The organism is Halioglobus japonicus (genome assembly GCF_001983995.1).
GTDB lineage: Bacteria > Pseudomonadota > Gammaproteobacteria > Pseudomonadales > Halieaceae > Halioglobus > Halioglobus japonicus.
The window spans coordinates 1,066,828-1,088,161 of sequence record NZ_CP019450.1 but is presented as its reverse complement, the minus strand read 5'-3'; the positions used below and the strand labels follow the sequence as shown (position 1 = coordinate 1,088,161).

General features: G+C 57.9%; 26 protein-coding genes. 23 read left to right on the top strand and 3 right to left on the bottom strand.

Translation table 11 applies throughout. The features are described 5' to 3' along the window. Window positions 1-184: 184 nt before the first annotated feature. The 10 genes from BST95_RS20070 (at window position 185) to BST95_RS05105 (ending at window position 9,800) form a co-directional block, all read left to right on the top strand. Window positions 185-745, top strand: coding sequence for a 2Fe-2S iron-sulfur cluster-binding protein (locus BST95_RS20070; RefSeq protein ID WP_205737328.1), 561 nt, complete (start codon window positions 185-187; stop codon window positions 743-745). Next, entirely contained in the window at window positions 721-1,623 is a 903-nt protein-coding gene (locus BST95_RS20065) for an FAD binding domain-containing protein (protein WP_205737327.1), read from the top strand. The genes BST95_RS20070 and BST95_RS20065 overlap by 25 nt, the downstream gene beginning before the upstream one ends. Beyond that, window positions 1,616-3,961, top strand: a complete 2,346-nt coding sequence (gene xdhB / locus BST95_RS05140; protein ID WP_084198423.1) for a xanthine dehydrogenase molybdopterin binding subunit — start codon at window positions 1,616-1,618, stop codon at window positions 3,959-3,961. The genes BST95_RS20065 and xdhB overlap by 8 nt, the downstream gene beginning before the upstream one ends. Further along, window positions 3,958-4,824: a xanthine dehydrogenase accessory protein XdhC gene (gene xdhC, locus BST95_RS05135; RefSeq protein ID WP_084198422.1), complete on the top strand. Its 867-nt coding sequence runs from the start codon at window positions 3,958-3,960 to the stop codon at window positions 4,822-4,824. The genes xdhB and xdhC overlap by 4 nt, the downstream gene beginning before the upstream one ends. Before the next feature lie 95 nt (window positions 4,825-4,919). Next, window positions 4,920-5,939 carry an allantoicase gene (gene alc, locus BST95_RS05130; protein WP_084198421.1) on the top strand — a complete coding sequence of 340 codons (1,020 nt, stop codon included), beginning with the start codon at window positions 4,920-4,922 and terminating at the stop codon, window positions 5,937-5,939. Next, window positions 5,936-6,436 (top strand): 2-oxo-4-hydroxy-4-carboxy-5-ureidoimidazoline decarboxylase, encoded by a 501-nt coding sequence (uraD, locus tag BST95_RS05125; RefSeq protein ID WP_066055948.1) that lies wholly within the window; start codon window positions 5,936-5,938, stop codon window positions 6,434-6,436. The genes alc and uraD overlap by 4 nt, the downstream gene beginning before the upstream one ends. Beyond that, entirely contained in the window at window positions 6,433-6,774 is a 342-nt protein-coding gene (uraH, locus tag BST95_RS05120; RefSeq protein ID WP_066055950.1) for a hydroxyisourate hydrolase, read from the top strand. The genes uraD and uraH overlap by 4 nt, the downstream gene beginning before the upstream one ends. Continuing rightward, a complete protein-coding gene (locus tag BST95_RS05115; RefSeq protein WP_084198420.1) occupies window positions 6,774-7,283 on the top strand; it encodes an ureidoglycolate lyase in 510 nt (169 codons plus the stop codon). The genes uraH and BST95_RS05115 overlap by 1 nt, the downstream gene beginning before the upstream one ends. Then, window positions 7,280-8,596: a guanine deaminase gene (gene guaD, locus BST95_RS05110; RefSeq protein ID WP_066055956.1), complete on the top strand. Its 1,317-nt coding sequence runs from the start codon at window positions 7,280-7,282 to the stop codon at window positions 8,594-8,596. Before BST95_RS05115 ends, guaD begins: the two co-directional genes overlap by 4 nt. A 1-nt stretch (window position 8,597) precedes the next feature. Then, entirely contained in the window at window positions 8,598-9,800 is a 1,203-nt protein-coding gene (locus BST95_RS05105) for a urate hydroxylase PuuD (RefSeq protein ID WP_084198419.1), read from the top strand. 11 nt (window positions 9,801-9,811) lie between these two features. Here BST95_RS05105 and BST95_RS05100 read toward each other — a convergent pair whose 3' ends face one another. Next, window positions 9,812-10,384 carry a phosphoribosyltransferase gene (locus BST95_RS05100; RefSeq protein WP_066055961.1) on the bottom strand — a complete coding sequence of 191 codons (573 nt, stop codon included), beginning with the start codon at window positions 10,382-10,384 and terminating at the stop codon, window positions 9,812-9,814. Window positions 10,385-10,450: 66 nt separating this feature from the next. Here BST95_RS05100 and BST95_RS05095 point away from each other — a divergent pair, with 66 nt between their 5' ends. From BST95_RS05095 to puuE, 11 genes are read left to right on the top strand one after another with little or no spacing between them, the layout of a single operon-like run. Beyond that, the gene (locus BST95_RS05095) at window positions 10,451-11,032 is read left to right on the top strand and encodes a phosphoribosyltransferase (RefSeq protein ID WP_229801769.1); all 582 of its coding nucleotides are present in this window, start codon (window positions 10,451-10,453) and stop codon (window positions 11,030-11,032) included. Continuing rightward, the gene (locus tag BST95_RS05090) at window positions 11,029-11,259 is read left to right on the top strand and encodes a hypothetical protein (protein ID WP_084198418.1); all 231 of its coding nucleotides are present in this window, start codon (window positions 11,029-11,031) and stop codon (window positions 11,257-11,259) included. The genes BST95_RS05095 and BST95_RS05090 overlap by 4 nt, the downstream gene beginning before the upstream one ends. Next, window positions 11,256-11,510 carry an urease accessory UreD/UreH family protein gene (locus BST95_RS19625; protein WP_157114454.1) on the top strand — a complete coding sequence of 85 codons (255 nt, stop codon included), beginning with the start codon at window positions 11,256-11,258 and terminating at the stop codon, window positions 11,508-11,510. The genes BST95_RS05090 and BST95_RS19625 overlap by 4 nt, the downstream gene beginning before the upstream one ends. After that, entirely contained in the window at window positions 11,486-12,121 is a 636-nt protein-coding gene (locus BST95_RS05085) for an urease accessory protein UreD (protein WP_240500262.1), read from the top strand. The genes BST95_RS19625 and BST95_RS05085 overlap by 25 nt, the downstream gene beginning before the upstream one ends. A 19-nt stretch (window positions 12,122-12,140) precedes the next feature. Further along, the gene (locus tag BST95_RS05080; protein WP_066055977.1) at window positions 12,141-12,443 is read left to right on the top strand and encodes an urease subunit gamma; all 303 of its coding nucleotides are present in this window, start codon (window positions 12,141-12,143) and stop codon (window positions 12,441-12,443) included. A gap of 10 nt (window positions 12,444-12,453) precedes the next feature. Further along, window positions 12,454-12,780, top strand: coding sequence for an urease subunit beta (locus BST95_RS05075; protein WP_084201051.1), 327 nt, complete (start codon window positions 12,454-12,456; stop codon window positions 12,778-12,780). After that, entirely contained in the window at window positions 12,777-14,480 is a 1,704-nt protein-coding gene (gene ureC / locus BST95_RS05070) for an urease subunit alpha (RefSeq protein ID WP_084198416.1), read from the top strand. Before BST95_RS05075 ends, ureC begins: the two co-directional genes overlap by 4 nt. A gap of 7 nt (window positions 14,481-14,487) precedes the next feature. After that, window positions 14,488-14,937 (top strand): urease accessory protein UreE, encoded by a 450-nt coding sequence (gene ureE, locus BST95_RS05065; RefSeq protein WP_066055986.1) that lies wholly within the window; start codon window positions 14,488-14,490, stop codon window positions 14,935-14,937. Then, window positions 14,921-15,592 carry an urease accessory protein UreF gene (locus BST95_RS05060; RefSeq protein WP_084198415.1) on the top strand — a complete coding sequence of 224 codons (672 nt, stop codon included), beginning with the start codon at window positions 14,921-14,923 and terminating at the stop codon, window positions 15,590-15,592. The genes ureE and BST95_RS05060 overlap by 17 nt, the downstream gene beginning before the upstream one ends. Window positions 15,593-15,603: 11 nt before the next feature. After that, entirely contained in the window at window positions 15,604-16,251 is a 648-nt protein-coding gene (gene ureG, locus BST95_RS05055; protein ID WP_084198414.1) for an urease accessory protein UreG, read from the top strand. A gap of 57 nt (window positions 16,252-16,308) precedes the next feature. Continuing rightward, window positions 16,309-17,223, top strand: coding sequence for an allantoinase PuuE (gene puuE, locus BST95_RS05050; RefSeq protein ID WP_084198413.1), 915 nt, complete (start codon window positions 16,309-16,311; stop codon window positions 17,221-17,223). A gap of 31 nt (window positions 17,224-17,254) precedes the next feature. Here the strand turns inward: puuE and BST95_RS05045 are convergent, their stop codons facing one another. Next, window positions 17,255-19,129 (bottom strand): N-acyl-D-amino-acid deacylase family protein, encoded by a 1,875-nt coding sequence (locus BST95_RS05045; RefSeq protein WP_084198412.1) that lies wholly within the window; start codon window positions 19,127-19,129, stop codon window positions 17,255-17,257. A 90-nt stretch (window positions 19,130-19,219) separates the two neighbouring features. Here BST95_RS05045 and BST95_RS05040 point away from each other — a divergent pair, with 90 nt between their 5' ends. Together BST95_RS05040 and BST95_RS05035 are read left to right on the top strand one after the other, a co-directional pair. Then, window positions 19,220-20,689: a protein adenylyltransferase SelO gene (locus tag BST95_RS05040; protein ID WP_084198411.1), complete on the top strand. Its 1,470-nt coding sequence runs from the start codon at window positions 19,220-19,222 to the stop codon at window positions 20,687-20,689. 80 nt (window positions 20,690-20,769) lie between these two features. After that, window positions 20,770-21,108, top strand: coding sequence for a YegP family protein (locus BST95_RS05035; RefSeq protein WP_205737326.1), 339 nt, complete (start codon window positions 20,770-20,772; stop codon window positions 21,106-21,108). Between the two features lie 3 nt (window positions 21,109-21,111). On the opposite strand, the gene BST95_RS05030 is transcribed toward BST95_RS05035, so the two are convergent. Then, window positions 21,112-21,333 carry a hypothetical protein gene (locus tag BST95_RS05030; protein ID WP_084198409.1) on the bottom strand — a complete coding sequence of 74 codons (222 nt, stop codon included), beginning with the start codon at window positions 21,331-21,333 and terminating at the stop codon, window positions 21,112-21,114. Between the last annotated feature and the right edge of the window lies 1 nt (window position 21,334).

The following is a 21,334-nucleotide window of genomic DNA, read 5'->3' as shown; positions in this document are numbered from 1 at the left end:
GATTGGGGCACACTGTCGGTATCAAAGCTGACACTTATGTCAGAAAAATGTGGCCTGCGGTTAAATTGTGCCCTGAACCGAGCCAATCTTTACGCATATGGCCCATAGTGGCTGACAACTGTCAGGCGGGCACGAAATTTGCTACTATTCCTGACACTTGTGTTAACTTTTTACAGAGCCTCTCGTGATTACATTTTTACTCAATTCGATCGAGCATCGAATTGACGACATAGACCCCAACACCACCGTGCTGGACTACCTGCGTGACCACCTGGGTCGCACCGGCACCAAGGAGGGCTGCGCCTCTGGCGATTGCGGTGCATGCACCGTTGTGGTCGCGCGAGTATCGGCGGATAATCAACTGCAGTACCGCAGCATCAACGCCTGCATTACGCCGATTGGCAGCCTCCACGGCCAGCAGCTGCTCACTGTCGAGGACCTGGCAGCAGATGGCGATCTTCACCCTGCGCAAGAGGCCATGGTGGAGTGCCATGGATCACAGTGCGGCTTCTGTACGCCTGGCTTCGTCATGTCGCTATACGCCCATTATCAGAACCACGCGCAACCGGATCGGCAGGAAATTCTCGAATCCCTTGGCGGCAACCTGTGCCGCTGCACCGGCTACCGCCCCATCTTGGATGCTGCTGTGGCTATGTACGATCCGGCTCTCGAGGCAACGCCTGACCAGCCCCCCACAATGTCAGAGGGACACTCGCGGCAATGGCGCAAGTCCCTGCGGACCTAAAGGGAGACAATCATCGCTATTTCGCCCCACAATCGTCGGCTGAACTGGCAGCGCTCTACCTACAGCACCCCGATGCCCGACTGGTGGCAGGTGCCACGGACCTCAGCCTGGAGTTGACCCAATCACTGGCAACGATCACCACGCTCATTCATACCGGGCGCGCCACGGACCTGACCGACATACAAGAGACTTCGAACCACCTCGACATTGGCGCAGCGGTCACTTACAGCGACAGTGCACCCCTGTTGCTGCATCAGTGGCCAGAGTTGCACGAATTACTGGAGCGACTTGGCTCCAAACAGATTCGCAATCAGGGCACCATTGGCGGCAACATCGGCAACGCCTCGCCGATTGGCGACATGCCGCCTGTGCTGCTGGCGCTGAATGCCAGCGTAATCCTGCGCTGTGGGAAGCAACGCAGGTCAGTGCCGCTCGATACCTTTTTTGTCGGCTATCGACGGACTGTGCTAGGCAAAGGCGAATTCATTGAGCGCATTCATGTGCCGCGGCGACACGCAAGCACTCTGTTTCGCGCCTACAAGATCAGTAAGCGTATCGACGACGATATTTCTACGGTGTGTGGAGCATTTGCCCTGGACATGGACGGCGACCGCGTGACCAGCGCGCGTATTGCCTACGGCGGCATGGCAGAGATACCCCGGCGTGCGCACTACTGCGAAGACGCGCTGCGTGACAAGCCATTAACGGAAGCGACCATAAATGCTGCTGTGGCAGCGCTGGCGGAAGATTTCTGCCCAATCTCCGATTTTCGCGCCAGCGCAGACTACCGTATGCAGGTTGCTGGCAACCTGCTGCGACGGCTGCAACTTTCGCACAACCTGCCGGCCCAGCAACTACAGGTAACCCACTATGCGTAGGCTGCCACAGGCCCGCAACTCCCGCGCTGCCGCCGGGCTCGCGGGCCATCCGCTGCGCCACGAAAGCGCCGTAGGTCACGTAACCGGTCAGGCCAGCTATGTGGACGATCGCCGTGGCCCCGCAGACACACTCTATGCCTATCCAGGTCTGTCGAGCATTGCCCGCGGCAACATCAGCAGCATGGACCTGAGCGCCGTGCAATGCGCTCCGGGCGTAGTCGATGTCATCACCTCAAATGATATTCCCGGCCACCGTGATATCGGTGCGGTATTCCCCGGCGATCCATTATTGGCCGATGGTGAAGTCCTGTTCTATGGCCAGGTACTATTCGTCGTGGTCGCTAACAGTCAGCTTGCAGCACGCCGGGCAGCGCGACTGGCACAAGTGGAATACGCCCCCATCGACAGCCACCTCGATGTCGAGGAGGCTCTGGCGGAGGCATATTTCGTTCGCCCCACCCACCGCCAGAGCAGAGGCGACCTTGACCGTGCCCAAGCTGCTGCCGACAAACAACTGACTGGCGAGTTTCATAGTGGCGGCCAGGAACAAATGTACCTCGAGGGCCAGGCAGCCATGGCGGTGCCCCAGGATGATGGCGGCATGCTGGTATACGCCTCCACCCAACACCCCTCCGAAGGACAGAAGCTGGTTGCCGAAGTACTGAATCTGCCAATGAGCAAAGTCACGGTAGACGTGCGCCGCATGGGAGGAGCGTTTGGTGGCAAGGAGACCAATGCCAACCAGTGGTCGTGCATCGCCGCACTAGCGGCACACCGTAGCGGGCGCTCCGTGAAACTTCGACTTGCCCGGGCTGACGACTTCGCCGCCACCGGCAAACGTCATCCGTTCTTCAGCCGCTATCAGGTAGCGTTCGACAATGACGGCACGATCAAAGGCCTGGATCTGGAACTGGCAGGCAACTGCGGCATGTCGCCCGACCTTTCTGACGCCATTGTCGACCGGGCAATGTTTCACGCGGACAACTGCTATTTCCTGCCAGCAGCCGATATCCGCGGCCACCGGGTGCGCACCGATACCGTATCGCACACCGCGTTTCGTGGCTTTGGCGGCCCCCAGGGCATGCTCGCCATGGAAAACATCATTGAGCAAGTGGCCACGGCCACCGGCCTGGACCCGTTGGATGTTCGCAAGCGCAATTTTTATAGCGCCGAAGACGGCCGTGACACCACGCACTACGGGCAAAAAATTGAACAGCACATCATAGGACCACTGGTCGAGCGACTTGAAAACACCGCCAATTATCGGGCGCGCCGCCAGGAAATCAGCGCGTTTAATGCGCAAAGCCCAGTACTCAAGCGAGGTCTGGCACTCACTCCTGTCAAATTCGGGATCTCGTTTACCGTCCAGCATCTCAACCAGGCGGGTGCGCTACTCCATGTATACACCGATGGCAGCATCCAGCTGAATCATGGCGGCACAGAAATGGGACAGGGCCTGTACACCAAGGTCGCGCAAATTGTCGCCAGCGAACTGCAGGTGGATATGTCGCGGATCACCTGCACCTCGACCCGTACCGACAAAGTACCCAACACGTCGCCCACGGCCGCCTCTTCGGGCAGCGACCTCAATGGCATGGCGGCGCGTGACGCTGCCCGCAAAATCAAGTCGCGCCTGACGACATTCGCTGCCGGACATTTCGGTGTCAGCGAAAGTGAAGTCGTATTCGAACAGGGCGAGGTCAAAGCAGGTCAGGAGTCGATAAGTTTCGCCGACCTGGCGCAACTGGCTTACCTGCAGCGCATATCGCTATCTGCAACCGGTTTTTACAAGACTCCCAAGATTCACTACAACCGTGACATGGCTAACGGCCGTCCGTTTTTTTACTATGCGTATGGCGCAGCCGTGTCCGAGGTCGTCGTGGACACATTAACCGGCGAGTACCGTTTACTGCAGGCCGATATCTGCCAGGACGTTGGGCAGTCACTTAACCCCGCTCTGGACATCGGCCAGATTGAAGGTGGCTTCATCCAGGGTATGGGCTGGCTGACGTCAGAGGAACTGATCTGGGGCGAAGACGGACGGTTACAAACGGCAGGCCCGGCCAGCTACAAAATTCCTGCGATAAGCGACACGCCCGCGACCCTCAATGTAGAGCTGCTACCTGACAGCCCAAATACTGAAGCCACCATTTTTCACTCCAAGGCCGTAGGCGAGCCACCGCTGATGCTCGGCATTTCCGTCTGGGCAGCGATTAGGGACGCGATTGGCAGTCTCGCAGATCACCGGGCGTCGCCTGCGCTCAACGCGCCTGCCACACCAGAACGCGTGCTGCTGGCCTGTGCAGACATGCAGAAATTCATGGAGCGTCAGACATGACCCGACTTAATACCCACACCCATTGGGCGGATGCAGCGCAGGCACTGCAAGCGCGCGGAGATGCCTATGTCATTGTGACCGTACTTGGCACCAAAGGGTCTACACCGCGCGCAACGACCACCAAAATGGTGATCAGCAAGGACGATCGGTTCGGCACTATCGGTGGCGGCCACCTGGAACATCGCGCCAGCCACATCGCAGCTGAAATGATTGGCAGCGACGATCAGCGCATCGAATATTTTCCCCTGGGCCCATCGCTAGGTCAGTGCTGCGGTGGCAGTGCCAGCCTGCTGTTTGAAAGCTTTGCCGGAGCCAAACTGAATATTGCTCTGTTTGGCGCAGGGCACGTAGGCCGCACCCTCGCCCCCCTGCTGAAACAAATGCCCTGTCGTCTGCACTGGTTTGACAGTCGTGAAGACTTCGAAGACGCCCACGACGAGTACACGCCTATTCACTGCAGCGAAGACCCCACAGACGCTGTCAAGGCGCTGCCAGCTGGTACCTGGTTTATCATCATGACCCACAACCACCAGCAGGATTACGCCATTCTGCGGGCCGCTCTACAACGCGGAGACGCCGGCTATATCGGGATGATCGGCTCGACTACAAAATGGCGCCGTTTTTGTATGCGCCTGGAGCACGAGGATATAACAGCCGACGCCTATGCAGGTGTGCACTGTCCAATAGGCCTGCAACAGGTACCAGGTAAGGAACCAGTGGAAGTTGCCGTTTCAGTAGCGGCACAGATTATTCAGCGATACCACCAGCACAACCTGCACTCGCAGGTGAAAGGCGTGGATAGACGCAGCCTGAAAGCGCTGGGAGTAACACTCCAGCACAACGTACTGGCGCAGGACGACTAACGCGTTCGCTCTGCTCAGAGAAAACCGCAATTGGCGCGAGCACTACCTGAACCTTCACACAGGTGGGCTCCAGCCACGAGAGTAATGGAAACAACATGAGACCTGAGGACTTTCAAAGAGACTTCACCGACCTGGTAAGCGAGCGCGTGGGCGGCAAAGCCCTTGCATGCTCCGACCAATGGTTCGCCGAGTGCACAAACCTGGTCAAGCACGAGGAACCTATTTTCAAAAAGGGGCACTTTATCGCTACCGGTCAATGGATGGACGGCTGGGAATCCCGCCGCTCCTTTGGCCGGCGCGCGCGAGCGAAATCGGATCTTGATCACGATTGGTGTGTGCTGCGACTGGGTATCGCAGGCGAACTGCATGGCATTGATATCGAAACCACCCACTTCACAGGTAATGCCCCGCTGTTCGCAGCGGTCGAGGGTGCCTGGGCGATCGGTGCCCTCGATGAAGACGCCGAGTGGTTCGAACTACTGCCCAAGTCGCCCACAGAGGCTGACAGCCACAATGTATTTGCAATCCACGAGCAGCGCCCCTGCACTCACATACGCCTGAAAATTTATCCCGACGGAGGCGTAGCACGCCTGCGCACCTGGGGCAGACCACTGCCTCGCCGGGAACACTATGTGCCGGGTGAAATACTGGATCTAGCCAGCGTGGTCCTCGGCGGTCATGTACAGCAGTGCAGCGACATGTTCTACAGCTCGCCAAACAATTTACTCATGCCTTACGTCGGCACAAACATGGGCGACGGGTGGGAGACCAAACGACGCCGGGATGAAGACAACGACTGGTGCATTGTGCAACTGGGCCTCAAGGGCACCATCCGCAAGGTACTGATTGACACCGCCCATTACCTCGGTAATTACCCCGACCACTTCAGCCTTGAAGCCGCCTCGATCAACGAGCACTACACCGACAGCAACACAGAGTGGGTAAAAGTAATCGATAAAACGCCGCTCCAGGCGGACCTCATCCACCTGTTCATCGACGAAATTCTGGTACGACCGCAGCAACAGTTCACCCACGTGCGGCTCAATATCTTCCCCGATGGCGGCATAAGCCGACTGCGCATTATCGGCGAACCTGACTGGACAGATGCATCATGAGCCTACACGCCTTGAACAACGCCTCCAGGGAAGATGCAGAGCATCTACTGAGACAATGCTGTACCAGCGAAGCCTGGATTGCTGGCGTGCTTGCCGCGCGTCCATTCGCAAGCCCGGCAGAATTGATTGCAACGGTCGACAGGGTCTGGGGACAGCTGGCGGAAGAGGACTATCTACAGGCGTTTGACGGCCATCCCAAGATCGGCGACGTAAATTCACTCAAGGCCAAATACGCCAACACTAAAGCGCTTGCCGCAGGTGAGCAGGCATCCGTGGCGCAAGCTAATGATGATGTAATCGCTGCGCTCGCCGAGGGCAATCGCGACTACGAGCATAAGTTCGGATTTATTTTCATCGTTTGTGCCACCGGCAAAAGCGCCAGCGAAATGCTCAACCTGTTGCAGGCCCGCTTGCCCAACCCCCGCGAACAGGAGCTGGCGAATGCCGCCGAAGAACAGCGCAAGATCTTCCATCTGCGCCTGGAGAAACTGCTATGAGCCAGATCACCACCCATATTCTCGACACCGCCAGGGGCTGCCCGGCTGCCGAAGTGGCCATTACGCTGTGCCGCCAGGAACAAAACACCTGGGTAATCATGGGCGAAGGAATCACCAACGAGGACGGCCGCGTTGCCGACCTCTGTCCACAGGACCTTGTTTTACCTGCAGGCACCTACCGGATGCACTTCGCAACAGCCGCTTATTTCCAACGCCATGGACAAACCGTGTTTTACCCCTGGGCAGAGGTGGTCTTTAACATCGAGGAAGATGGCGCTCACTACCACATACCGCTGCTGCTATCAGGCTTTGGTTACTCCACCTATAGAGGCAGCTAATGCAAACATTAAGCCTAACTGCGAAGACCCTGACACGCGATGCATTTTCGCCCTACGGTGACGTCATCGAAATCAGCGAGGACAACGAGCAGTTCCCAATCAACTACGGCCGTACCCAGCGCCATCACGCGCTGGCGACGGTGCAACTGCAAGAAGCCAACGATAGTGCCATCATCAGCGTGTTCTGCAGCCGGCCAATAGTCCTGCCATTTCGCGCCGAAGTCATGGAGCGCCACCCGAAAGGCAGCCAGGCATTCATGCCACTCGGATCAAGCCCCTACCTGGTTGCTGTGGCGCCAGCGGGAGAATTCAATCCCGAATCCGTGGAACTGTTCCTGGCTCGCCCCGATCAGGGAGTGAATTATCACCAGGGAACCTGGCATCACTACAGCCTCGCGCTGGATACACCAAGTAACTTTCTCGTCATCGATAGACAGGGATCGGGGGAGAACTGCGATGAAGTCGAGTTGTCGCCGCCGCTCGAGTTCCGTCTGGAGGCGCCCGCATGACCAGCCACGCCTACCGTGCCCGAGTATTGCACTTTCTCCACGATCCCGACCTGGTACCCATCGAAGATAGCTACGAATATATTGAAGATGGCCTGCTAGTCATCGAAGATGGCAGAGTCGCGGCACTCGGTAGTGCTCAGCAGCTCCTACCCGAACTAGGCAGCGAGGCCACAATTACCGACTACCGCGACAAGCTGATCTGTCCGGGTTTTATCGACACCCACATCCACTACCCCCAGAAGGAAATGATTGCTTCCTACGGCGAACAATTGCTTCAGTGGCTGGAAACATACACGTTCCCCACAGAAACCCAGTTTGCCGACGAGGACTACGCCGCAGCCGTCGCGGAGCGATTTCTCGATGAATTACTGCGCCACGGGACCACAACGGCTCAAGTATTCGGCACTGTCCACGCACAGTCAGTAGATGCGTTCTTTGCCGCGGCTGAGCAACGCGACCTGCGCATGATCTGCGGCAAAGTACTCATGGACCGCAATGCTCCCGAGGAACTGCGCGACACACCGGAAGAGGGATACGCCGACAGCAAGCGCCTGATAGAGACCTGGCACGGACGCGGCCGGCTTCGCTATGCCGTGACGCCGCGCTTTGCACCCACTTCCTCGCCAGAGCAACTGGCCCTGGCTGGCAAACTCTTAACGGAACATCCGGGCGTGCATATGCACACGCATCTTTCGGAAAATCTCGCCGAAGTTGCCTGGGTCAAGGAGCTGTTCCCTGAAGCGAAGCACTACCTCGACAGCTACGACCGCGCCGGACTGCTTGGAGAGCGCAGTACCTTCGCACACTGCATCCACCTGGAAAACGATGAGTGGCAGCGCCTGGCTGATACAAACTCAGCGATTGCTTTTTGCCCTGCCTCAAATCTCTTTCTTGGCAGTGGCTTGTTCAAGCTGCAACGAGCGGTACACGAAGGCGTCAAAGTGGGACTGGGAACAGACGTGGGCGCAGGAAATACATTCTCGATCCTGGAGACAATGGCCGACGCGTACAAAACCCAGCAGCTGGATGGCAACCGCATGACGCCCTTCAAGGCCTTTTATCTGGCCACGCTGGGAGGCGCCCACAGCATCGATTGTCACCAACACATTGGCAACTTCGCTGTGGGCAAAGAGGCCGACTTCGTGGTGCTGGATCCCGCTGCAACACCACTGATGGAGTATCGCAGCGAGCGCTGCGACTCTCTCCTGGAACTGCTTTTCGTACTTGCCATGCTCGGCGATGATCGCAGTATTCTGGCAACTTACGCCGCTGGCGCTTGTGTGCACCAGCGGGACAACTCGGAAACTACTTGATATGGAAGCCTATGTCCTCGACTGGTTGCAGCTGATTTTCCGTTGGCTGCACGTGATTACCGGTGTAGCCTGGATCGGAGCCTCGTTCTACTTTGTCTGGCTGGACAATCACCTGCAAGACCCGCCGCGCTGGAAAAGCGACAAAGGCATCAAAGGTGACTTGTGGGCCATTCACGGCGGCGGAATTTACGAGGTCGCCAAATACGAGCTCGCACCCGAGAAAATGCCCGAAACCCTGCACTGGTTTAAGTGGGAGGCCTACAGCACCTGGCTGACTGGCATGGTGTTGATGATCCTGGTGTTCTATGTGGGCGCGGATGCGTACCTCATTGATCGCAGGGTGGCAGAACTCAGCCAGTTTCAGGCCATAGCCACCGGCCTGGGATTTATTGTGGGCGGCTGGGTACTTTACGAAACGCTGTGTGCGACACCACTGGCCCGCAATGGCTACCTGCTGGGTCTGGTCCTTATCGGACTCGCTGTAGTCAGTGCCTACGCGCTGACTCATTTGTTCAGCGGCCGGGGAGCCTATATTCATATGGGAGCAATGATTGGCACGATTATGGCCGGCAACGTATTCAGGGTCATCATGCCTTCGCAGCGCGCGCTCGTGGCAGCCATTGAGGCTGGCGATGCACCGGATCCAAGCTGGGGACAGAAAGCCAAGTTAAGATCGACGCACAACAACTATCTCACGCTACCGTTGTTGTTCATCATGATCAGCAACCACTACCCAATGACCTATGCCCATGAGCACAACTGGCTCATATTGCTGGCGATTATCGCAATCACCGCCTTCGCGCGGCACTACTTTAACCTCCGCCACAAAGGGATTAACAAACCCATTATTCTGGTTATCTCACTGCTCGCCACCGCCACACTGGCCTGGGCAGTCATGCCCAAGCCAGCGCCGGTCAGCGATTCGGCTGACACGGTCTCTCAGGTAAACGCTCCGACTGCGCAGAAGATCCTGACTAAACACTGTGTGAGCTGCCACTCTGCGCAACCTACCGACGAGACATTTACCACCGCACCCATGGGTGTCATGCTGGACACCGTTGACCAGATGCAGCAATGGGCACCCCGGATCAAGGCGCGTACTGTGGACTCCATGGACATGCCTTTCTTGAACAAGACCGGCATGACGCCGGCAGAACGAGCAACTCTGGGTGCGTGGATTGATGCCGGCGCGCCGGCTAACTGAAGATGCCCGCCTCAGTCGTCGCGAATATGTTGGCCCAGAATGTCGTAAAGGACAGGTCGGTGTTCACGGATTTCCTCTCGGGTAAGGCCCTCGAGGGAATGAGGGTACTTGAGCCAGGCTTCAGTCTCGTGCAGGTAGTAATCCGGCACGCGCTCAACTTCGCTACGGGTGGGTTTGTAGTAAGGCACAGCCACGCGAATTTCCCTCGGCGTATTAAGCCGGGCCTTTTCCTGCAGATGGCGAATCACGGCATCGATCGTATGCCCGGTGTCGAACACATCATCGACAATCAACAAACGATCATCGTGGGTAATGTACTTGATCAGGTAGTTCATACCGTGAATGCGGATGCTTGCGGAACGTCCGTCGATCTCTGCCGCGTAAGACGATGTGCGAATAGCGATGTGATCGGTCTCAATGCCGGAATAGGCCAGCATTTCCTGCACGGCTATGCCGACCGGCGTCCCGCCCCGCCAGATGGCGATAATAAACGAAGGGCGAAATCCATCGGCGACAATATCTGCGCCAAGGCGGAAAGAGTCTTCCAGCAATTGCTGGGCAGAGAGATAGGTTTTCTCGATCATGACCTGTCGACTGGGTCTACACTATGACGAGTATAGAGCGCACACGTACGAATGTCTGGAGATATTGTGTCCCTGCAGTCTGAGAAACGATTTATCGAAGAGGAAGAACTGCTCAACGACGCCTTCCGTCTGGCAGTGAACATCTACGAAAGCGGCTTTCGGCCCAATTTCATTGTCGGTATCTGGCGAGGCGGGTCGACGGTTGGCATCTACGTCCAAGAGTGCCTTCAATACCTGGGCGTCATGACCGACCACATCGCCATCCGCACCTCTTATCGCGGTATGGACAGCTATCTGGAAAAAGTGCAGTCGCCGGAAACAATTCGTGTGCATGGCCTCCAGTATCTCTACGAGCAGCTCAACCGGGATGACCGCCTGCTACTCGTCGATGACGTCTTCAGCAGCGGCCACAACATTGAGGCGGTATTGCAACGCCTGCAAGCCAAGTGCAAGCGCAACTATCCCGAGGACGTGCGGATTGCTGTGCCTTTTTACCGCCCAGACAAAAACCGAACAGGACGTATCCCCGATTACTTTCTGCATGAAACATCAGACTGGCTGGTACTGCCCTACGAGCTGCAGGGCCTGACCGATGACGAGATCACTCACCATAAACCCTGGGTAAAGCCCATTTTGGAGAACCTATGAATAAGTCCCTTTCTCTCGCGATCGCCACCACCTTTGCCAGCGGCAGCGTATTCGCCCACAACGGCACCCACCCGGATGGCATACTGACTAATCTCGCCCACTTATGGACCCACCTCGACCACTGGGGTCCCGCAATGGCGGTACTGGCCGGGCTGGCGATACTGGCACCGGCTGCAGGCCGGGCCGTATCTACCCGCCTCACCGCTAAGGACAAGCAGTCGCGTTGAACACGATCGTCGCACCGGACCTGGTGGATGAATCTGCCTGGCACGCCTCCCTAGAACTCAGCCTCGCACAGCGCGAAGCACAGACGCGCCTGTATCGCTGCAGGCACAAAGGGCCACTGTATGTACAAAAGGCCTTTTACCCCGAGGGTGATTCGCTGGCGCACCTGTATCTGCTACACCCCCCGGGGGCGTTGTTTCAGGCGACCATCTCACCATTAATGTCGACATGGAGAACGCCGCCAGGGCGCTGATTACCACGCCCGGAGCTGCACGCATTTACCGGGCGCGAGATTTCAACCCAGTGCAAAAGCAGGACGTCCGACTCAAGCTCGCCCCTGGCTGCAGCCTAGAATGGTTTCCGCTTGAGACCATTATTTATAACGGCGCCTGTGTGCAACTGGACACCCAGATAGAGCTCGAGGGAGACAGCCATTTTGTGGGCTGGGAAATCAGTTGTTTTGGTCTCCCTGCTTCGAATCAGCCGTTTTCCCAGGGCAGTTTCCTGCAGCGCTATCGCGTCTTTCACGATGGCGTTCCGGTGTTTGTCGAAGGGCTGCACATTACTGAAGAGAACCTGACAAACCAACTCCAGGGCAGCGCGACGCTGCGTGGTAAGACCAGCTGCGGCCTGTTTCTTGCAGGCCCTTTGAGCGAACCACTGACAGAAGAAGAGATGGATCAATTACGCAACGCTACTCACACACCTCAGGCCGACCTGTCTCAGGTGGGTAGCTTTGTCGTTGGCCGCTACCTGGGCGACAGCGCCGAGCAGGCACGCAAGGCATTCACAGGCTGGTGGCATGCACTACGCCCTCGGCTACTGGGCAGGCCCTCTTGCCAACCACGTATCTGGTTAACCTGAACAACTGACGGAAGACGACATGGAATTGCTCCCCAGAGAGAAAGATAAGTTACTGGTATTCACTGCGGCACTACTGGCAGAAAGACGATTGGCGCGTGGACTGAAGCTGAATTACCCGGAGGCAGTCGCACTGCTAACCCTGGAGATTATGGAAGGGGCACGCGACGGCAAAACGGTGGCAGAACTCATGAGTTACGGCAGGGAAATTCTCACCGCCGACCAGGTAATGCCCGGCGTGGCTGACCTGATTCACGAAGTACAAGTAGAGGCGACCTTTCCCGACGGCACCAAGCTGGTCACTGTTCACAACCCCATAAACTGAGGATATGGCCATGAAGCCAGGAGAAATACTCGCCGCAGAAGGCGATCTGCAACTCAACGTGGGGCGCACCACCGTCACCCTCTTTGTCAAAAATAGCGGCGACCGCCCGATACAAGTGGGCTCCCACTACCACTTCTATGAAGTCAATCCGTCACTGGAATTCGACCGGGAAGCCGCCCGTGGTTTCCGCCTGAATATCGTATCCGGCACCGCGGTTCGTTTTGAGCCAGGCCAGGACCGCGAGGTGGAACTGGTCGCCTATGCGGGGAAACGCGAGGTCTATGGTTTCCGCGGTGAGGTGATGGGACCACTGGACAGCGAGGAGGCGGACGCATGACTACCATCGACAGAAAATCCTATGCCGCCATGTTCGGCCCCACGACCGGAGACCGTATCAGGCTCGGCGATACTGCGCTGCTGATCGAAGTGGAGAAGGACTACACAGTTTACGGCGACGAAGTAAAGTTTGGCGGAGGCAAGGTCATTCGTGACGGCATGGGCCAGGGCCAACTAACCAGCTCAGAAGTGGCAGATACCGTCATTACCAACGCCCTGATACTCGATCACTGGGGAATCGTCAAAGCGGATGTCGGCATTAAAACAGGACGCATATGCGGCATTGGCAAAGCGGGCAACCCGGATATTCAGGACAACGTCACGATCGTTATCGGCCCCGGCACCGAAGTCATCGCCGGCGAAGGACAGATTCTTACTGCGGGAGGGGTCGATGCGCATATTCACTTTATCTGCCCACAGCAGATCGAAGAGGCGCTGATGTCGGGTGTGACTACCATGATTGGCGGAGGCACTGGACCTGCAACCGGCACCAATGCTACAACCTGCACACCCGGGCCATGGAACATTGGCAAGATGCTTCAGGCCACCGATGATCTGCCCATGAACTTCGGATTCCTGGGCAAGGGCAATGCCAGCCAGGCACTGCCGCTGGAAGAACAACTCGCTGCGGGTGCCTGCGGTTTAAAACTCCACGAGGACTGGGGCACCACGCCTGCTACCATCGACACCTGCCTTGGCGTGGCAGAGCGGTTCGACGTACAGGTGGCCATTCATACCGACACCTTGAATGAGTCCGGTTTTGTCGGCGATACTCTGGCTGCGTTCAAGGGTCGCGCGATTCACACCTACCATACTGAAGGTGCCGGAGGCGGACACGCGCCTGATATCATTCGCGCCTGCGCCGAATCCAACGTACTGCCGTCGTCGACCAACCCGACCCGGCCCTATACACGCAATACCGTAGATGAGCATCTCGATATGCTCATGGTATGCCATCATCTGGACACCTCTATTCCGGAAGATGTTGCTTTCGCTGACTCGCGAATTCGCAAAGAGACGATTGCCGCCGAGGACATATTTCATGACCTGGGCGCATTCAGCATGATTGCGTCGGACTCCCAGGCGATGGGCCGGGTCGGCGAGGTGGTGACACGCACCTGGCAAACCGCCCACAAAATGAAAGTACAGCGCGGCGCTCTGGCCGAGGACAACGAGCGTCACGACAACTTCCGCGCACGACGCTATGTCGCCAAGTACACGATTAACCCCGCGATTACGCACGGCATAGATCACGAAGTCGGCTCAATTGAGGAGGGCAAGCTGGCCGATCTGGTACTGTGGAAACCGGCGTTTTTCGGCGTCAAACCTTCGATGATTATAAAGGGCGGCTTTATTGCTGCGGCTCCCATGGGAGACCCCAATGCATCGATTCCCACACCGCAGCCAGTCCACTATCGACCCATGTTTGGTGCCCACGCCGGCGCGGCGCGGCATACCTCGGTCACTTTCTGCTCGCGAGCAGCCGTCGAAGCAGCCATTGCTGAGACCCTCGGCGTGCGCCGTAAAATGGTGGCCTGCCGCAATACCCGATCCATTAGCAAAGCCAATATGCTGCTCAACACATGGCAGCCCACGGTGACCGTCGACCCACAAACCTATGAGGTGAGGGCCGATGGCGAACTACTTACCTGCGAGCCAGCGGATGTACTGCCGCTCGCCCAGTTGTACAACCTGTTCTGAGGTAGGAATGCTCGAAGTTTACGAACGCCAGACCGCGGCTGCGGCTGACAACATCCACGCCCAGGTGGTACTCGATCACCTGCAGCGCGAACGAGGACGCTTCAAGGCTGAGTCCAGCAACGGCGAAGAGGTCCGTATTTTCCTGGAGCGCGGCCAAACCCTGCAGGTTGGAGAGATCCTGAAAACCCGATGTGGCAAATTCTTACAGGTGGACGGCGCCAGGGAAGCGGTGCTGGAAGCCAGTACCGACGACGCGTTGCTGTTCAGCCGCGCCTGCTATCACCTGGGCAATCGTCATACCAAGGTACAGATCGGCGCCGGCTGGCTGCGTATTTCCCCGGACCATGTGCTGGAAGAAATGCTCAGCGAACTGGGCCTGGCAACGGTTAGCACCCAGGCGGTATTCGTTCCCGAATCCGGTGCCTACGCTCGGGGGGGACATGGCCATCACCACTGACAGCGCGCTGTTGCGACTGCTGCAGCTCTCCAGCCCAGCCCTGCCGGTAGGGGGCTATGCGTTCTCGCAGGGTATGGAGTATGCCGTCGATGCCGGCTGGCTTACTGACCGCGACAGCACCGCTGACTGGTTGCGCCAACAACTGGCATTCTCGCTGGGGCGGGTTGATCTGCCACTACTGCTGCGACAGCACCGGGCCAGCCTGTCCGGCGACATCCATACTCTAAACTACAACAATGCGCTGGCGCTGGCCTGCCGCGAAACTGCAGAATTACGCCTCACTGACACAGCAATGGGGCAGGCACTGGCGCGCCTGCTGGGCGACCTTGATATGCCACTGCCCGCGATCGACGGCGAGCAAAGTTTTGTAACTATTTTCGCCTGCGCCGCTGCGCACTGGGGTATCGACGAAGACAGTACATGTCGAGGTTACCTGTGGTCCTGGCTGGAAAACCAAGCCGCGGCCGCGACCAAACTGGTGCCACTTGGACAAACGGCCGCCCAGCAATTGATCAGCCTGCTGCAGGCCGATCTGGAAGCCTGCCTGAGCGCAGCCAAACAACTTGAAGATATAGATATTGGCGGGTCACTGCCGGCACTGGCATTGGCCAGCTGCCGTCACGAGTCTCAGTACTCCCGCCTGTTCCGTTCCTGAAGGAGAGATACATGACTGTAAAACAAACTTTGCGAGTTGGTGTCGGCGGCCCTGTAGGCTCCGGTAAGACAGCCCTGCTGCGCGCGCTCTGCAGCCACCTGCGCGACGTCTATGACATCGCAGTAGTCACCAACGACATTTATACCAAGGAAGATGCCAAGTTCCTCACAGAGCACGAGGCATTGGAAGCGGATCGAATCATCGGCGTAGAGACCGGGGGCTGCCCGCACACTGCCATTCGTGAAGATGCCTCCATGAACCTCGCTGCGATCGACGAACTTCAAAAGCGCCACGGCGAATTGGACATAGTGTTTGTAGAGAGTGGCGGCGACAACCTGAGTGCAACGTTCAGCCCGGAATTGTCTGATCTCACACTGTACGTGATTGACGTATCTGCGGGCGACAAAATACCCCGCAAGGGAGGCCCAGGTATTACCCGCTCCGACCTGCTCATTATCAATAAGACCGACCTCGCTCCTATCGTCGGTGCCTCACTGCAAGTCATGGATCGCGACGCCACTAAAATGCGCGGCGATCGCCCCTTCGTCTTTTCCAATCTGAAGCAAGAGGAAGGTTTAAAGGACATCATTGATTTTATTGTCGATGCAGGCATGTTGCCGCCACTGGAAAGCCGGCCCGACGCGACTGTCGGCCAATAATGCCAACCTGACTCATGCCAGCCAGACGCTGGCATGAGTTGACCGGAAAGAACGACCATGTCGAACCAGCACTACCCAAGAAACCTGATTGGCTACGGCGAAACCACGCCGCAAGCCAACTGGCCAAATCAGTCCCGTATCGCCATACAGTTTGTCATCAATTACGAAGAGGGCGGCGAAAACTGCATTCTTCACGGCGACCCGACCTCCGAGAAGTTCCTATCGGAAATCATCGGAGCCGATGCCCGCCAGGGCACCCGCCATATGAGTATGGAGTCGATCTACGAATACGGGTCACGCGTCGGTGTGTGGCGGCTGCTGCGGCTGTTCAGAGAGCGCGAGGTACCGGTCACCGTATTCGGTGTCGCCTCTGCCATGCAGCGTCACCCCGAGGTTGTCGAGGCCATGCTGCGCGATGGTCATGAGATCTGCTCTCACGGCCTGCGCTGGATCGATTACCAGTACGTGGAGGAGGACGTCGAGCGACAGCACATGCAACAGGCCATCGAAATTCACAAAAGACTCACAGGCAAGCGACCGCTGGGCTGGTATACCGGCCGCACCAGCCCGCAGACGCGCAAATTGGTCATGGAAGATGGCGGGTTTGTCTATGACGCCGATGACTACAGTGACGATCTGCCTTTCTGGTATACCGATGCGGACAAGCACCAATTAATCGTGCCCTATACCCTGGATGCCAACGATATGCGCTTTGCCACACCACAGGGTTTTAATAGCGGTGACCAGTTCTTCAGCTACCTCAAGGACAGTTTCGACACCCTCTATGCCGAAGGCGTCGACGCGCCCAAAATGATGTCTATCGGCCTGCATTGTCGCCTGGTCGGGCGCCCAGGGCGCTTCGCGGCTCTCAAGCGTTTTGTCGAATACGCTCAGTCTCACAGCCAGGTCTGGTTTGCCCGCCGTATTGAGATTGCACGTCACTGGCAGACAGAGCACCCATTCCCGGACTGATACCCCGCACCGACTGACGCGCGGCCGGGTGTTAGGCCGCGCGCAGTGCCCGGCCCAGCGGCTTACTGCCCAGGGCCTCGGTCACCGCACCGTCGCACCAGACCTGTTCACCATTAATGAACGTGTGGGTGACCACCCCATCGGAGCGACTCAGCATCTGGTTGTGCTCGAACAGCTCCCGATAGGCGAGAATCCGGTTTTCGTTGTCATCCCAGTTAGCCAAGGCTTCCGGGTCGATTATCACCAGGTCGGCCTGGGCACCCAGTTCCAGCTTGCCCACATCCTCCAGGCCGAAGAACGCCGCCGGCTCACTGGTGAGACGCTTGACCATGGTGGCCACGGTTTCCATCGACTGGTTGTAGGCCAGCTTCAACGAACTCAGATTGGAATCGAAGAAGGCCATGTTGGTGATATGCGCGCCGGAATCGTTGAAACCGGGCATGGCATTTTTGTGCAACAGGAAATCCAGCGTGGCGCGTTTGCCCTGATTGCCAATGTCCACCCAGAAACGGAAGCCCTTGTCATACTCACGCAGCAAGGCAAGCATGAAATCGGCGTCATCGGCCATCGTGCGCGGGAACCTGTCAAAGGCCTCGCGTTCTGCATCCGATCGAGCCTGGTCCGACTGGCCGCGCTGGTAGCGCTGCACACGATTATAGACATCCTGCAGGCTCTCGCCTTCCCACTCGGACACCGGCGCCCCGTCAAAGATCATCATCCGCAACTCACGGGGCACCAGGTTGTCAGGCATACCCAGCTTGGTCTTCAGCCCGGCCAGGCCCTTGCCAACGCGGCCGTGCAACCAGTCGCTGCGGAACCGCTCCACCCAGGCGGGGTCGTTGAGCAGCGCCATGCGCCCTTCAACATCATCGTATTCTTTGGCGATGAGTTCGGCAGTTGAATCCAGTTCTTCAAACAGTGGGCTGACAATACCGTCGGACCAGACCCGGAAGTTGGTTCCCAATGCCTGAAAATGCATATTGCCCTTGAACAACTTGCTGTTCATCAGTGCGGCAAAACCCAGAAAACCCCGGTGTACCTTGGGCGCGAGCACAAACTCCATCACCGACAGTGCCGACGTCTTCAACGTTTTGCCGAACAGGCGGCCGCTGGTGAGTGCGAAATACAGGAATGCCTTGGCGCGGTTTTCAATAATGGGCGTGGTCTGCCAGACACGATTGCGGTTACGCACCACCCGCAGCAGACGCTTCAGCTCACCGAAACTGGCAAACTGGGTTGGAATGCGTTTGTCCGTGTGCGGTGAGTTCGCCAGATAATGGAAGGGCAGGCCATCGGTGGACATGCCCAGGTAGCCCTGGTCCATCGCCGTGTCCAGCAGGCTCTCCATCCGCACCAGTTCGGCCTCGGTAGGTTCACGGCTAATGCTGGCTTCCAGACCCATGACCTCAATGCGCAGCATGGAGTGCGGAATGAAAATGCCGATGTTAGGCCCCAGGGGCATATCATCGAAATGATCCATGTATTCGCCGGTGGAATCCCAGGTGACCGCCTCGGCAGCCTTGCGCAACACTGACTTGGGGATGTTCTCCACACGAGTGAAACAATCCACGATCGGATCCTGGTCACCCACCCGCTGACTCCCGAATGCCGTACCCAGGCTACAGTTCCCCACCAGCACGGTGGTCGTTCCGTGGCGCACGACTTCAGGCAGCCCGGGTTCGAGGTCGACCTCGAGGTCCAGGTGAGTATGAATATCCAGCAGCCCCGGTGTCACCCACTTACCAGTGGCGTCAATAACCTCGTCGGCCATGGACCGCGGCAAGAACATACCCATGGCGGCAATCTTGCCGCGCTTGATGGCAATGTCCATCTCTCTTGGCTTATCGCCGCTGCCATCGAAAACAGTGGCATTCTGGATAAGGGTGTCCCAGGTCTTTCTGGACATAAACTAACTCCGGCTCCCATGAGCGCTTTAGGCTATCATTCCGAACCTGACGTATATAGCAGATAGCACTACCACAGGACAATTCCTATCATGGGTTCGATCCCGTTTGACAACAGCTACGCCCGCCTGCCCGACCTCTTTTATACGCGCCAGGCGCCCACACCAGTTCGCGTACCTGGGCCGATTGCCGTAAACAGGCCACTCGCAGAATACCTGGGTATCGACCCTGACTGGCTCGCATCCCCCGAGGGAACTGACGTTATCGCGGGTAATACGGTACCTGAGCTCGCCGAGCCGTTGGCAGCGGTCTACGCGGGACACCAGTTCGGGAGTTACAACCCGCAGCTCGGCGACGGTCGCGCCGTGCTGCTGGGCGAGGTTGTCACTGTAGATGGACAACGTTTCGACATCCAGCTGAAAGGCTCGGGCCCCACGCCCTATTCCCGCGGCGGCGATGGGCGCTCACCTATGGGGCCGGTGATTCGCGAGTATCTGCTGAGCGAAGCATTCCATGCCCTGGGCATACCCTCCACCCGCGCCCTGGCGGCCGTCAGCACCGGCGAGGACGTGTCCAGAGAATACCCTCTGCCGGGGGCTGTCATGGCCCGGGTCGCTTCCAGCCATATCCGTATTGGCACCTTCCAGTTCTTCGCGGCACGCGGCGAACAGGAAGCCCTGCAGACTCTCAGCGAGTACGCGCTGCAGCGCCATTATCCCGACCAGGCAGATGCGCCCAACCAGCCACTGGCGCTACTCAACAGCGTCATCTCGGCACAGGCCGAATTGGTAGCCCAGTGGATGTGCCTGGGCTTTATTCACGGCGTCATGAACACCGACAATATGCTGATTGGCGGCGAAACCGTGGACTTCGGGCCCTGCGCATTCATGGATGAATTCAGCGCTGGCAAGGTGTTCTCTTCCATTGACCAGCACGGCCGCTACGCCTACGCCAATCAGCCGGCCATCGCACACTGGAATCTGGCGACCCTGGCCCAGGCACTATTGCCGCTACTCCACGAATCACAGGAAGAGGCCGTCCCCCTGGCACAGGCAGCGGTAGACAGCTTTCCGGGGCAGTATCAGCTGGCCCATCATCAAGGCATGGCCAATAAGTTCGGCCTGGCCGAGATTACCGAGCCAGACAACAAGCTCATCGAAGACTTTTTCGCGTTGCTCGAAGCTGAGAAGTGCGACTTCACCCTGGCCTTCAGGCGCCTCTATGAACTGGCGCGCGATGAGGGAAGCGACATTGACCCATGGTTTGAGTTCACACCGGCCTTCGAGCTCTGGCTGGCCCAGTGGCGCAGACGGCTCACCAACGACCCACTCACCCCAGAGACCCGGGCGGAGCGAATGCGACTGGCCAATCCCGTATTTATTCCCCGCAATCACCGGGTGGAAGAAGCCATTCGTGCCGCCGAGGATGAGCAGGACTTCCGCGCGTTTCACGCCCTGGGGGCGTGTCTGGAAGATCCTTACACATGGCGGGAAGACTGCGCGCACTATGCGGTGCCACCCATGCCCCAGGAAATCGTACAGCGGACATTCTGCGGCACCTGACTGGCGAAACTCCGGCCACAGACTAAGCTGAAACAGCCGGGCAGCCACCGGGGCCGCCCACCATTCCGAGGAGTTTTATGATGGCCGGATACTATGAACTTAAACTCGCCAAAAACGGCGAATTCTTCTTTAACCTTGTGGCCGGGAATGGCCAGAACATCCTCAAGAGTGAGATGTACAGCAGCAGGGGCGCTGCCGAGAACGGTATTGCCTCAGTACAGAAAAATTGCAGCGACGCCGATCGCTATGAATGCAAGGCATCAGGGGACGACAAGCATTACTTTGTCCTGAAAGCCGCCAATCACCAGGTGATCGGCCAGAGCCAGATGTACACGTCGGAATCCGGCTGCGACAACGGCGTTGAGTCGGTCAAAACCAACGGCACCTCAACAGATATTCGCGACCTGACGAAAGGCTGAGCACTAGGCCCGCCAGACGCGCTTATCCATAGTACCGAACATCTTGGACAACTCCACCCGCTCCGGGTCGACCCGAATCACGCAGTAGTTCGGGTCACTCGGACCCTCGGGCCAGAATTGGTACAAATCGTAATCCATCACGCCCGACACCCGCGCCAGCACGAGGCAGCTTTCGGCCACGCGTATGACGTTGCGACGCTTTAGTTCTTCAAGCAGTGATGCCACT

Excerpts from the sequence above, each read along its gene's own strand:
- xdhB (WP_084198423.1), top strand. The coding sequence starts at position 1,616 with ATGCGTAGGCTGCCACAGGCCCGCAACTCCCGCGCTGCCGCCGGGCTC.
- BST95_RS05060 (WP_084198415.1), top strand. The coding sequence starts at position 14,921 with ATGGCCATCACCACTGACAGCGCGCTGTTGCGACTGCTGCAGCTCTCC.
- guaD (WP_066055956.1), top strand. The coding sequence starts at position 7,280 with ATGACCAGCCACGCCTACCGTGCCCGAGTATTGCACTTTCTCCACGAT.
- xdhC (WP_084198422.1), top strand. The coding sequence starts at position 3,958 with ATGACCCGACTTAATACCCACACCCATTGGGCGGATGCAGCGCAGGCA.
- BST95_RS05040 (WP_084198411.1), top strand. The coding sequence starts at position 19,220 with ATGGGTTCGATCCCGTTTGACAACAGCTACGCCCGCCTGCCCGACCTC.
- BST95_RS05085 (WP_240500262.1), top strand. The coding sequence starts at position 11,486 with ATGGAGAACGCCGCCAGGGCGCTGATTACCACGCCCGGAGCTGCACGC.
- BST95_RS05045 (WP_084198412.1), bottom strand. The coding sequence starts at position 19,129 with ATGTCCAGAAAGACCTGGGACACCCTTATCCAGAATGCCACTGTTTTC.
- BST95_RS05105 (WP_084198419.1), top strand. The coding sequence starts at position 8,598 with ATGGAAGCCTATGTCCTCGACTGGTTGCAGCTGATTTTCCGTTGGCTG.
- puuE (WP_084198413.1), top strand. The coding sequence starts at position 16,309 with ATGTCGAACCAGCACTACCCAAGAAACCTGATTGGCTACGGCGAAACC.
- BST95_RS05090 (WP_084198418.1), top strand. The coding sequence starts at position 11,029 with ATGAATAAGTCCCTTTCTCTCGCGATCGCCACCACCTTTGCCAGCGGC.
- ureE (WP_066055986.1), top strand. The coding sequence starts at position 14,488 with ATGCTCGAAGTTTACGAACGCCAGACCGCGGCTGCGGCTGACAACATC.
- uraD (WP_066055948.1), top strand. The coding sequence starts at position 5,936 with ATGAGCCTACACGCCTTGAACAACGCCTCCAGGGAAGATGCAGAGCAT.
- alc (WP_084198421.1), top strand. The coding sequence starts at position 4,920 with ATGAGACCTGAGGACTTTCAAAGAGACTTCACCGACCTGGTAAGCGAG.
- BST95_RS05100 (WP_066055961.1), bottom strand. The coding sequence starts at position 10,384 with ATGATCGAGAAAACCTATCTCTCTGCCCAGCAATTGCTGGAAGACTCT.
- uraH (WP_066055950.1), top strand. The coding sequence starts at position 6,433 with ATGAGCCAGATCACCACCCATATTCTCGACACCGCCAGGGGCTGCCCG.
- BST95_RS05115 (WP_084198420.1), top strand. The coding sequence starts at position 6,774 with ATGCAAACATTAAGCCTAACTGCGAAGACCCTGACACGCGATGCATTT.
- BST95_RS05080 (WP_066055977.1), top strand. The coding sequence starts at position 12,141 with ATGGAATTGCTCCCCAGAGAGAAAGATAAGTTACTGGTATTCACTGCG.
- ureG (WP_084198414.1), top strand. The coding sequence starts at position 15,604 with ATGACTGTAAAACAAACTTTGCGAGTTGGTGTCGGCGGCCCTGTAGGC.
- BST95_RS05035 (WP_205737326.1), top strand. The coding sequence starts at position 20,770 with ATGGCCGGATACTATGAACTTAAACTCGCCAAAAACGGCGAATTCTTC.
- BST95_RS05075 (WP_084201051.1), top strand. The coding sequence starts at position 12,454 with ATGAAGCCAGGAGAAATACTCGCCGCAGAAGGCGATCTGCAACTCAAC.
- ureC (WP_084198416.1), top strand. The coding sequence starts at position 12,777 with ATGACTACCATCGACAGAAAATCCTATGCCGCCATGTTCGGCCCCACG.
- BST95_RS20065 (WP_205737327.1), top strand. The coding sequence starts at position 721 with ATGGCGCAAGTCCCTGCGGACCTAAAGGGAGACAATCATCGCTATTTC.